Below are 11,645 nucleotides of genomic sequence, written 5' to 3' on the forward strand. Positions count from 1 at the left end.
TGCAGCTCCTCAGAAGCGGGCGCGGATGCCGCCATAAGCGGCGATGCCGGGATTGGTGAAACTGAACACCTGCTCATATTTCTTGTCGAGCGCATTCTCGACCCGGCCGAACAGCGACAGATTGCGCGTGATCGCAATGTCCCCGTTCACGCCGACCAGCGTGTAGGAACCGAGCCGGACCGTCGTCGGCACGAAGCTGGGGTCCAGATAGGCGCTGTCGGTCTGCTGGCCATTGTAGCGCACGACGACGGTGACACCGCCGCGATCCTCCGGCGCGCGCCAGCCGACGGCCAGGCTGGCGATGTTGTTGGGCCGACGCACCTCGCGCACGCCATCCTCACGCGCATGGAGATAGGTGTAGGAGGCATCGACCCGCCAGGCCGTGCCGATCCGCGCGGTCAGGAAGGTTTCCACACCGCGCTGCTTGGAATCGGTATCGCGATTGGCGGGGGTCGCGACGAAATTCGGGGCCGGATAATCGGTGAAGATTTCATTCTTCAGGCGGCTGTCGAAATAGGTCGCGCCGATCGTCAGGGCCTTGCCGGCCAGCTGCTGTTCGACGCCGGCTTCCCAGCCGGTCGACTTTTCGGGCTTCAGGCTGCCATTGCCGATGAAGCGCCCGTCGATAAAGCCATACAGCTCGAAGAAGCCGGGATTCTTGACGCCCGATCCGCCCGCAACATGCAGCTTGGTGCCGGTATCGAAGCTGTAGCTCGCATCCGCGCGCCAGGTCGTTGCGTCCTGAAACTTGTTGTTGAAATCGTGACGCAGCGCCGCGCCCAGCGCGAACGCGCCCGCGGTCAGATTATATTGGCCGACCAGGCCGACATTGTTGGTGTGGCGCCAGCCGGTGAAGGACGAGCCCGTCGGATCAGCGTTGCGATAGCTTTCGCGCTCGGCGTCTGCGGCGAAGGTCAGGCTGTTGCGGGTCGCGCCCTTGTCGAAGCGCAGCGTGCTTTCGAACGAGCCCTTCACGCGGCTGCCGCGATCGCCATAGCTGGGAGCGTCCAGATCGAAGCCGTCGCGCCTGGTGTTGGCGACCTGGGCGGACACGGCATTCTGCCAGCGGCCGTCGAGCCCGTACACTTCGGCGCGCACCAGGCCATACAGGCCGCGGGCGCGCACGAAGCTGCCGGGGGAGTCGATGACGAGGCCGAAGGTCGGGCTACCCGGCGTGAAATCCTGATTGTTGAAATCGCTGACCGTGCGCGAATAGCGGCCGACCGCCGAGACCTTGACGTTGCCGGCCGGGGTCCAGGTCGACTTGAACGCGGCCGCGGTGGTCTTCTTGCCAAGATCGCGGCTGCCATTGCGCGCGCCGGACGTGCCGTCCGTGTCGTTTCGCGTCAGCGTCAGCGCATAATCCAGATTGCCGGTTGCGCCGGCCGCACGCGCGGCGGCGTTGAACGTGCCGAACGATCCGCCCTCCGCCCGCGCGGTGAAGCCCGGCGCCTCGCGGCCGGACGAGGTGATATATTGGACGACGCCGCCGATCGCGTCCGATCCGTAGAGCGCGCTCTGCTGGCCGCGCAGCACTTCGATGCGGGAGGCTTCGTCGGCCGCCAGCGTGCTGAAGTCGAATTCGCCCTGATAGGGATCGGAGACTTCGATCCCGTCGATCAGGACAAGAACGTGGTTCGCCTCGGTGCCGCGCAGCCGGATCTGGGTCTGGCCGGGGACGGAGCTGACCGCCACGCCGGGAATGTCGCGCAACACGTCCGACACATCGCGCACCTGCCGGTCACGCATCGCCTGCGCGTCGATGACCGTCAGCGATCCGCCCAGACGGTCGGCAATCTGGGGATCGGCGGTGCGGGTGCCGGTGACGACGATCTGATCGTCGGGCGCATCCTGCGCGAAGAGATGGGTGGGGAGCAACGCGATCGCGGTCGCGCACAGAAATGCCGTCTTCATGGAGCGTATAAACCTGGCGCCGAGCGAACCAAGCCGGGTCCTCCGCCTACGCGCGGACGTCCGGAGCGGAGAGGGGCGCACCCCGCCGATCCATTCGCTGCGGCCCCGGCCGCCTATCGTCGCTCAGACGAAAGTCTATTCGCGCCTGGCCAATCCCTGAGCCGGGCAAGAGCGACGCGCGCCGGTCGGTCTCCTGGCTTGCGGGTCATCGTGCGAGACGCGCCTTCCCAGGTTTGCACCCAGTGGCTGCGGACATGTCCGCCTGCGCTTCGCACTCACCGCTCACAGTTACAGGGATAGCTGCAGAATGAGCCCGAAGGCGGCACTGCATTCCCGTTACCGGCGTGCATCCGGTTGCTCTCGCGAGCCCCCTTGCGGCGGCCCTTTATCCGCTTGGCCCGCGAAAGCAACATTCATGTCGTAGCTGTCGGTATGCGGGCCGATCACTGTTGCGCAATCAGCGCGTGACGGACGTGGACGAGGCGCGGATTGTGCCGGGCCATCCGCCGCCGATAGTGCGCTCTTCTCCGTCGGATTGCTTGACAGGCATCGGGCCCGCCGTAGCGTCCGCATTCCGTAAACCCTCGAAAGCCGCTCGATGAATCCTGAGCTTGTTCGTTCGACTATTGCGGAGGGGACACGGCATCACCAGGCAGGTCGTCTCGCCGAGGCGGGGCGATTGTACGAGCGCGTCCTGGCCGATGTGCCGCAGCAGCCGGATGCGCTTAATCTGCTCGGGATGATCGACTTTGCGCGCGGGGACGTCCCGCTTGCCCTCAACCGGATCAGGCAGGCCATTGCGATCAACCCGCAGGTGCCGGGCTTTCATACCAATCTCGGCATGGTCCTGCATACGACCGGTGACAGCGAGGCGGCGGCCGGCGCTTTTCGGCAGGCGTTGGCGCTGAAGCCCGATCACCTTCCCGCCCTTTATAACCTTGGCCTTGCGTTGCAGGCGCTGGGCGATTTGGAGGGGGCGACACGCGTCTATTCCACCGCGTTACGGCTCAACCCGCGGCTGCGGGATGTCTGGAATAGCCTCGGCCATTGCCAGGCCAAGCTCGGGGACAGCCATGCCGCCCTGCAGAGCTTTCAGCAGGCAATGCGGGCCGATCCGCACTTCGCGCCAGCGCAGGTGAACGCAGCCGGCGTGTTGATGACGATGGGCCGCCTCGAGGAGGCGGAGCGCATGTTTCGCGCCTTGCTGAGCAAAGATCCTCGTCAGGCGGAGGCGCACAACAATTACGGGCTGCTGCTGATGAAGGCGAGCCGCATCGAGGAAGCGGCTTCCGCCTTTCGGGCCGCGCTGGCCATCAGGCCTGATTATGACGACGCGGCCCTGAACCTGGGACATGCGCTGTTCGAACGGGGTGATCGGGACGGAGCGCTGGCCCAGTATCGCGCGCTCATCGCACGCGCACCCGATCATGCCGCAGCCCAGCTCGCGCTCGCCGTTGCGGCGATCCCGATCATGACCATGTCGCCGGCGCAAAGCGAGCAGGTGCCGCAGGCGTTCATGCAGGCCGTCGATGCGTTGGACGATTGGTCGCGCACGCACTCCGGCGCCTTGGCAAGAGTCGCCGGTAGCGTGCAGCCTTTCCTATTGGCCTATCGCCCCGGCGACGCGACCGATGCGCTGCGCCGGTTCGGGGCCCTGATACACCGGGAGGTCGCGCAGGATCCGTCCGCAGCCAGCGTGCAGTCGGTGGCCACGATCGGGCGCGCGCGAATGCGGCTTGGCATCGTAAGTGGGCAGGTGCGGACCCACCCGGTCTGGCAGATCATCCTGCGGGGCATGATCGAACGGATCGACCGCGACAGGTTCGACGTGCGGCTCTACGCCACCGGCCAGTTGCAGGATGCCGAGACGCAATGGGCCGAGGCGCATGTCGATCATTGCCTGCGTCAGCCGCTCGCCGTCGACGCTTGGACCGATCATATCCGGCGTGAGGCGCCTGACATTCTGTTCTACCCCGAGGTGGGGATGGATGCGATCGGCGGCGCCTTGGCACCGCGCCGCCTGGCGCCGCGGCAATTGGCGAGCTGGGGCCATCCGATCACCACCGGGCTCCCAAGCATCGACATTTACCTGTCCGGCGAGGCGATCGAAGCGTCCGACGCGCAGGCTCATTATAGCGAAACGCTGGTAAAGCTGCCGGGAACGGGCGTGTTCACCCGCTTCGATCTGCCGCCCCCACGTCGCTGGAGCGGCCCGCCGCGCGAACCGGGCCATGTCCGCTTCGCCTTGTGCCAGCAGCCGATGAAGTTCGACCCCCAGGACGATGCTCGCATTGCGCAGATCGCGCGGGATGCCGGGCCGGCCGAATTCTGGATCGTTCAATCGCATAAGCATCCGAGCGCCAGCGCGTTGCTGATGGAGCGACTGGGCCGCGCCTTTGCCGCCATGGGGCTGGATCCCAAGCGCTATCTGCGGATAACCGGATGGATGAACCAGGCGGAGTTTCTGGGCTTTCTGGACGCGATGGATGTGATGCTCGATTGCCCGGCATTCTCCGGCTACACCACCGCCTGGCAGGCCATCCATCGCGGCACGCCGATCGTAACGTTGGAAGGCCGCTTCATGCGGCAGCGGCTTGCGGCCGGATTGCTTCGCCAGATCGGGCAGACCGGCGGCGTCGCCCGCGATACGGACCAATATGTTCAGTTGGCGGTCGAATATGCCGGCCGCAGCCGCAACGCGCTTTCGCGTATCGAAGATCACCGTTCGCTTGCCGAGGCTGCACCACGCGCGGATGGAAATGCGGCGGCGATCGCGGCGATGCAGCGGCTTTTCCTCGCATCCTGAAGCGGGTGGAGGGTCTAAGATCCGCCGCCCTGCGTCTGCACATATCGTGACGGGCGTAGCGTCGCCACGATCGGGAAATGATCCGATGGGTAGCGCCGGCCCTCATGCGTGGTCAGTATTGCGGCGCTGATCGGGCGGAAGCCGCGGACCATGATATAGTCGATCATCGTGCCTGGCATGCCGGTGAAATCGTGGAACGTCCCCGCGGGCCCCTGCTTGGCAGGCGCCGTCTGCCAAACATCGGTCAGCACCGCGGCTAGGCGGCGATGCGCCGCGCTGTCGGGTGTCGCGTTGAAGTCACCGGTCAGAACGACCGGCAGGTTGCGCGCGAGCGCCGGCAGCCTGCGCGCGATCAGGTCGGCCGATCGCCGCCGCGCGTCTTCATCTTCTGTGTCGCGATTGGCGAAATGGGTGTCGACCAGCAGGAAGCGGTACGGTTTGGGCCCGAGCGTCTGGAACACACCCCAGTTCACCATCCGTGGAAGCGCGGCGCCCCAATCCATGCTGCCCGGTCTGGTCGGCGTATTGGACAACCAGAAGTCGCCATTCCGCACCAGCCGCAACCGATCGGTGCGATAGAAAATGCCCATATGCTCATTGCCGTGGCCACCGAAGCGGTCCCGTCCGAACCAGCGATAGCGGGGCAAGGCGCGCACGATATCGTTACCCTGCGACTGGAATAATTCCTGCGTGCCGATCACGTCCGGATCGGCCAGCCGGATCGTGCGCACGAACAGCGCACGCCGCTTGATCCAGAGGTTCCGCCCGTCGTCCGGATTGGGAAAGCGCACGTTGAACGTCATCACGCGCAGGTCGCGCGCGGGTGCGCCTGTTGCGAACAGGAAGGTCGTGGCGGCAAGCCAGAAGAGCCGGGCGGGCAGAGCTTTCACCATTGCAGATCTTTCCTCCATCATCCGTGGAAACGATGTCGCGGTCCGGTAACAGGCGCGATTTATGACGCGGGCGTGACAGGCGTCTCTCCCGCATCCCCCGCCCCCAGCCGCGCCTTTTACCATCTTGCCGGCATGGAATTGTGCGAACGCTTTGCCCTGCATGGCATGCGCTCGCTGCTGACCTTGTATCTGCTGCATCAAGTGCTGATCGGCCGTCAGACCGCCTGGGGGATGACGGCGATCCGGCACGATCTTGAGGGGCTGTGGGGGCCGCTCTCCGTGCTGGCGCTCGCATCGCAGATGTACGGATTGTACGTCGCCTTGACCTATCTCGCGGTGCCGGTCGGCGGCCTGCTCGGCGATCGCCTGTTCGGGCGGCGACGGGCGGTGCTGATCGGCGGGATGGTCGCTGCCTGTGGCCATGCCTGCCTGACCCTGCCGAACATGTTGCTGCCGGCGCTGCTGATGTTGATTGTGAGCACCGGGCTGCTCAAAGCGAACCTCGCTGCGCAGCTGGGCGATCTCCATCCGCGCGACGATCCCGACCGCGGCGTCGTCTTCGCGCGCTATCTGGTCTTTCTCAATATCGGGGTGATGCTCGGCCCGCTGACGTGCGGATGGCTCGCCCACCAATGCGGCTGGCAATATGGCTTTGCGGCGGCCAGTGCCGCGATGCTTGTCGGCCTGGCGGTCTACGCGGGGGTGCCAGACGGCCCAAAAGCCGCCAGGTCCGGTGCGCGTTCGCAGCGGGCCGTGGGCAAAGGGGGATCGATCCTGCTCGCGCTGGCGACGATCGGCGTCACCATTCTCGCCTTCTCCGCCTACGAACAGGTTTCGAACCTCTTCCTGGTCTGGATCGAGCGCGCGATCCGCCTGGATGTCGGCGGCTTCGCGGTCCCGCCTTCCTGGTTCGTCGCCGCCGATGGGCTGCTGACGATCGCAATGGTGTTCCTGACGTCGCGCCTCCCGCTGCTGATGCGGATGCGCGGCGCTGACCGCTTGATCGCCGGCTGCGGGGCCATCGTCGTCGGTTATGCCCTGCTCGCAACGCTCAGTCTGCGCGGCAGGGGCGAGGTATGGGAGCCGCTGACCGTGCTCGCCTGCCTGGACTTGGGCATCGCCCTGATCTGGCCGGCGGCGCTGGAGATCGTCACCGCCGCCGCACCGGACGGGTGGAGCGGGGCGATGGTGGGACTGTTTTACCTGCACGGCTTCTTTGCCAACCTCGCCGTGGGTGCGGTCGGCGCCCTGTACGAGCGGATGTCGGCCCCTCTGTTCTGGACGCTGCACGCGGGCATTGCCGGCGCCGGTTTCGGCATGGCGCTGATCATTCGGCCCCGACTCGAGGGCGCATATCGCCGCCGCTTTCACTGGGCGGCCGCCTGACATCGGTCATCGCGCCGCGCCGGCCCTCGTCTCACCGCATCGCATGATCGGACCATGATAGGCCGGACGGTGTCCATGCCACGACGATTGCCGCCTATTTCGATGAAATGTGCCAATGTCATGACCGAATGATTTCCGACTTTGCGATGAAACCATCAATAGCCGGGCAAAATGTCACAAAAGCTACGCGACGGAGAATTAGCGGGCGGCTCGGGCAGACAGTGCCGCAACGATAAAGCGTCGGGGATTTGAATGAACTGCATCATCAAGGTGGTGCGCGGAGACGCGCGCCCTCGTGCACGCACGGCCGCATGGCGGAATGGCGCCGCCGGTATTGCGATCGCGGCGCTGTCCGCGCCGGCCATGGCGGTGGCCAAAGATGGCGGGGACGCCAATGCGCAGGCCCAGGCGGTCCCCGTTCAACAGTCGGACGCGGTGCGCAATGACGGCGGGCAGGACATCGTCGTCACCGGCCACGCCTCCAAGAAAGCGGAGATCGCGTCCACCGGGACGACTAGTGTCTTGTCCGGTGCCGATCTGCAGCGCCAGCCCGCCGTCAGCGTGGTCGATGCGCTCGCGCGGCTGCCCGGCATTTCGGTCGCCCCGACCGATTTTTTCGGGACGCCATCGTCCGGCAATCATGGCGGGCTGGACGGCGCCGCGCGCGGCGGGGCGAGCTTCGTCTATCTGCGCGGGCTCAGCGGCTCCTACAATGTGAACCTGGTCAACGGCGCCAATGCGGCCCAGGGCATGCCCTATTCGCGCCAGATCCAACTCGATCTGCTGCCGCCGGTCGGCATTGCCGCCATCGTCGTGAACAAGACGTCGACCGCCGACATGGATGGCGATGCCATCGGCGGGACGATCGATTTCCGCACGCCCACCGCCTATGATTTCGATCAGAAGACGCATGTCGGCTTCTACCTGCAGGGCGGGCTCAACCAAACGGCGCTGGACTATAAGACGCCGGCCGGCAGCGGCATGGCGCAGGCGGAGATTTCCCACCGCTTCGGGGCCGACGATGCGTTCGGCATTTATGCCACCGGCTATTATGGCAAGCGCTACTTCGCCTCGACCATGGTCGATTTCCAGGCGGGGCAATGGGAATATGCGGTCTCGCAGGGCGAGCAGGGCAGCAATCCGGATGGCTTCGACAAGAAGGACAATCTGCTGCTGACCAGCACCAACGCGCAATTCACCGAAGGCCATCAGACCCGCTATGGCGGCGCGCTTGGCCTAGACTGGCATCTGGGCGCGACCAAGCTGTATGCGCGCGGCACCTATGCGGTGTCCGACATCGCGCAGAATATCTATCAGAAGGGCATCCAGGCCGATCATTATTCGGCCGCGATCCAGCGCCCCGATGGCCTCTATCAAAATGCCGAGAGCGACGCCGAATATCATGGCTGGTTCGAAACCGCGCCGGCCCAGTCGACGCTCATATCGGGCGTGATCGGCGGGACGACCGAGGCGGATCGGCTGACGCTTAATTATAGCGGCTTCTGGAGCTGGGGCAAAAGTGCCGCAATCAACCATGCCGAGATCGGCTACCAGACCTTCGCCGGCAATCAGCTCAACGGGCCGTTCCAGGTCAGCTATCGTGACGGCTATCCGATACCGTTGTTGAGCGCGGCCCAGCTCGCGCGCCTGAACGACAACAGCCTGTTTACGGCAGAACAGGGTAGTGGCGAATATACGACGTCGCGCAGCACCGCGTCCAAGCTCGGCGGCCGCTTCGATGCGACCTACAAGGTCGGATCCTGGCTCGATGCGCTAAGCGCGGGCGTCAAGTTCGTCCACAGCAAGCGCAACACCTATTCGCGCGATTTCAGCAACCTCGATCTGGTGCCTGCCGGCCAGCCGATGACGGACAGCCCCTTCGTCCGTAATCAGATCGCCGCGATCGACCGCAAATATTATCCTTATACCTTCCTGCGTGGCGACGGCGGCGCGCTGACCGATGCGGCCCGCCTGGCCGCCGCCCAGGTCACGCTGTCACCAGACGATTTCAACAAGAACAGCCTGTCGGGGACCGAGGATGTCATCTCGGGCTATGCCCTGGCCCGGATGGAATTCGAACGGCTGGAAATCCAGCCGGGATTGCGTTTCGAACATACGTCGATCGACAATCGCTTCTGGAACATGGTCAGCGGCGGCAGCGCCAGCGCCAGCGGCGTTCAGGACGGCTTCCAGACCAGCAAGAGCCACTACAATATCCTGCTCCCCAGTCTGCACGCCAATTACCGCCCGGATGAGGACAGCGTACTGCGCGGCGCGATCTGGCGCAGCTATACCCGGCCGGCTTTCTTCCAGCTTGCCGGCGGCAGCCAGACGACGGTGAATTCGGACGGCTCGATCGATATCACCGAAGGCAATCCCGATCTCAAGGCCGTCAAATCGTGGAACTTCGATGCCAGTATCGAGCATCAGCATCGCGGGTTCAGCGCCTCCGCCGCGGCCTTTTACAAGGCGCTCAGCGACTATCTGTATGATCGCGGTACCAGCTTCCGCGCGCAGCAGATCGCGCAGAACGGCGTCTCGTCCATCTCCCGCCCGGTCAATGGCGGCAGCGCGGGCATGTATGGCGTCGAACTGTCGGCGCGCTTCCAGCTGGTCGATCTGCCGGGCTGGGAAAGCGGCTTCGGTGTTTCGGGCAACGCGACGCTGCAGCATAGCTGGGCGCATCTGGACGATGCCGCGACCGATCACAGCCAGCAGATGCAGGGCACGCCCAACCACCTCTACAATGCGTCGCTCTTCTACGAGAAGGGGCCGTTCTACGCCAACCTGTCCTATCGCTATAATGGCGCATTGATCGCCGCCTATCGCTTCGGCGACTATGGCGGGAAGGAGCTGAACGACACCCAGCGGGCCACCAGCAGCGTCGATGCGACGGTGGCCTATACGATCGATCAGCGCTTCAAGATCGCCGCCGCGGCGACCAACATCTTCGACAATATCAGCTATTATCGCACCGTAGGGCCGGACAGCGATGAGGTGCCGCAGATCGTGCGCTGGGGCCGCGGCTTCACCGTGACGCTGACCGCGAACTTCTAGCCGGGCGCCCGTCCGCCGGTCCGGACGGGGCCGGCGGAACGGCCCGGCGCATCAATGGCAGGTTTGTCTTGAAAGATGACGCCGCACAGGCATTTTGACCGCGACCCACTATCCTTATCCGCAAATTGCAGAGGAATCAGGTGCAGAAGCGCTCGAAGCGGCAGCGGGACATCGTGTCGCGCCTGCGATCCGGGATGACCCTCTCCGTCGCCGGCATGGCGGCGGATCTGGACGTGTCGGACGAGACCATCCGGCGCGAGTTGCGCACCCTGGAAGAGGCCGGCGTCGTGGTGCGCGAGCATGGCGGCGCGCGGCTAGCAGCGCCCGCGCTGGAAGGCCCGCTCAGCCAGCGGATGGACGAGAATGCCGATGCGAAGATCCGCATCGCGCGCGCCGCGGTGGAGAAGATCGACGATGGCGCGATCCTGTTCATCGATGCCGGCACCACATCCTGCTTCATCGCCAAGCAGCTGGCCGATCGGCGATCGCTGACGGTCATCACCAATTCGCTGCAGGTCGCCAACGATCTGGGCGGGATCAACGACAACCGCCTGTTCCTGGCGGGCGGCCAGATGGATTATCATTATCGCGCCTTTTCCGATCATGAGGCGCAGGCCTATGTCCGCCTCTTTACCCCGCATCTGGCGATCCTGTCTGTCGGCGGGATCAGCCTGGACCATGGCCTGACCGATTTTCACCCGTCGGAAGCGGCGATGAGCCGCATCGCCTACGAAACCTCGATTCGGACCCTGCTCGGCGCCGACGCGACCAAGTTCGGCCGGCACGCATTGCAGCACACTGCGGCGCTCGCGGATGTCGATATCCTCGTCACCGATCAGCCGCTGTCGGACGACTTCGCCGCCGCCTTCGCGCATGCCGAGGTCATCATCGCCTGAAGGCGGGCGTCACAGCGGCATGACTGTTTTGCCGTGCGAGCGGCTACCGCAACCGACGTGGATCGGGGATCCTCCGTTGCGAAGAGGAAACGTCAATGCTTCACGAACTTCGCAAGGACAGGCTCGATCAGCTGGCGGTCACGCTGCCGGATGACAGGCCGGTCTTCATGCTCAACCTGTTGCGGTTTCGTCCCGACGGCGGACGGGAAATCTATTTCAACGACTATGTCACCGCCTTCCGGGCGATCGTGGCCGCGCGGGGAATTGACGGCATAGCGCCTATCTGGACGGGCGACGTTGCCGGGTTCGTCGCGGGCCCGACCGGTGAGACCTGGGATGCGGCGCTGATCGTCCGCTACCCGTCGCTGGCGGTGTTTCGCGCGATCGTGGACAGCGCGGAATACCGTGACACGGCGGCGCCCCATCGGGAGGCCGCGCTGCTGGACTGGCGGCTGATCGCGCAGACGGAGATGCCGCGCTCAGCCTAAGCCTTTCTCCAGGTCGAGGATGTCGCCACCGCGCGCCAATGCGATCAGATCGTCGAACGGCATGTCCACGATCTGATCGAGCCAGCCGTTGCGGTGCCATAGCTGGATGCACAACAGCAGGTGCAGCACCAACTGCTGGCTTGCGTTCAGGCCGCTGCCCTCGGCGCGGGCGATGGCCTCGCGAAATTGATCGTCCATCCTCAGG

8 protein-coding genes and 1 riboswitch are annotated in these 11,645 nt (G+C 65.0%); of the genes, 5 read left to right on the top strand and 3 right to left on the bottom strand.

Translation table 11 applies throughout. From position 1 onward, the window contains the following. Positions 1–9 precede the first annotated feature (9 nt). Entirely contained in the window at positions 10–1,914 is a 1,905-nt protein-coding gene (locus tag ACSBM8_RS01905) for a TonB-dependent receptor plug domain-containing protein (protein WP_442679985.1), read from the bottom strand. A 166-nt stretch (positions 1,915–2,080) separates the two neighbouring features. Next, positions 2,081–2,273: riboswitch (cobalamin riboswitch) on the bottom strand. A 320-nt stretch (positions 2,274–2,593) separates the two neighbouring features. Here ACSBM8_RS01905 and ACSBM8_RS01910 point away from each other — a divergent pair. After that, positions 2,594–4,720, top strand: coding sequence for an O-linked N-acetylglucosamine transferase, SPINDLY family protein (locus ACSBM8_RS01910; RefSeq protein WP_442679986.1), 2,127 nt, complete (start codon positions 2,594–2,596; stop codon positions 4,718–4,720). Positions 4,721–4,734: 14 nt separating this feature from the next. Here ACSBM8_RS01910 and ACSBM8_RS01915 read toward each other — a convergent pair whose 3' ends face one another. Then, positions 4,735–5,613, bottom strand: a complete 879-nt coding sequence (locus ACSBM8_RS01915; protein ID WP_442679987.1) for an endonuclease/exonuclease/phosphatase family protein — start codon at positions 5,611–5,613, stop codon at positions 4,735–4,737. A 72-nt stretch (positions 5,614–5,685) separates the two neighbouring features. Here ACSBM8_RS01915 and ACSBM8_RS01920 point away from each other — a divergent pair, with 72 nt between their 5' ends. The 4 genes from ACSBM8_RS01920 (at position 5,686) to ACSBM8_RS01935 (ending at position 11,440) form a co-directional block, all read left to right on the top strand. Beyond that, entirely contained in the window at positions 5,686–6,999 is a 1,314-nt protein-coding gene (locus ACSBM8_RS01920) for a POT-type proton-dependent oligopeptide transporter (protein WP_442679988.1), read from the top strand. Between the two features lie 252 nt (positions 7,000–7,251). After that, the gene (locus ACSBM8_RS01925; protein ID WP_442679989.1) at positions 7,252–10,056 is read left to right on the top strand and encodes a TonB-dependent receptor; all 2,805 of its coding nucleotides are present in this window, start codon (positions 7,252–7,254) and stop codon (positions 10,054–10,056) included. Positions 10,057–10,196: 140 nt separating this feature from the next. Next, positions 10,197–10,952, top strand: coding sequence for a DeoR/GlpR family DNA-binding transcription regulator (locus ACSBM8_RS01930; protein WP_442679990.1), 756 nt, complete (start codon positions 10,197–10,199; stop codon positions 10,950–10,952). A 95-nt stretch (positions 10,953–11,047) separates the two neighbouring features. Beyond that, positions 11,048–11,440, top strand: coding sequence for a DUF1330 domain-containing protein (locus ACSBM8_RS01935; RefSeq protein WP_442679991.1), 393 nt, complete (start codon positions 11,048–11,050; stop codon positions 11,438–11,440). Here ACSBM8_RS01935 and ACSBM8_RS01940 read toward each other — a convergent pair. Continuing rightward, positions 11,432–11,638 carry a hypothetical protein gene (locus ACSBM8_RS01940; RefSeq protein WP_442679992.1) on the bottom strand — a complete coding sequence of 69 codons (207 nt, stop codon included), beginning with the start codon at positions 11,636–11,638 and terminating at the stop codon, positions 11,432–11,434. The two genes, ACSBM8_RS01935 and ACSBM8_RS01940, sit on opposite strands and share 9 nt — an antisense overlap. Between the last annotated feature and the right edge of the window lie 7 nt (positions 11,639–11,645).

Source organism: Sphingomonas sp. ASY06-1R (assembly GCF_052180265.1).
GTDB lineage: Bacteria > Pseudomonadota > Alphaproteobacteria > Sphingomonadales > Sphingomonadaceae > Sphingomonas_I.

Bases quoted from the DNA above. Each gene is read 5' to 3' on its own strand.
- ACSBM8_RS01905 (WP_442679985.1), bottom strand. From the start codon at position 1,914: ATGAAGACGGCATTTCTGTGCGCGACCGCGATCGCGTTGCTCCCCACC.
- ACSBM8_RS01915 (WP_442679987.1), bottom strand. From the start codon at position 5,613: ATGGTGAAAGCTCTGCCCGCCCGGCTCTTCTGGCTTGCCGCCACGACC.
- ACSBM8_RS01925 (WP_442679989.1), top strand. From the start codon at position 7,252: ATGAACTGCATCATCAAGGTGGTGCGCGGAGACGCGCGCCCTCGTGCA.
- ACSBM8_RS01935 (WP_442679991.1), top strand. From the start codon at position 11,048: ATGCTTCACGAACTTCGCAAGGACAGGCTCGATCAGCTGGCGGTCACG.
- ACSBM8_RS01940 (WP_442679992.1), bottom strand. From the start codon at position 11,638: ATGGACGATCAATTTCGCGAGGCCATCGCCCGCGCCGAGGGCAGCGGC.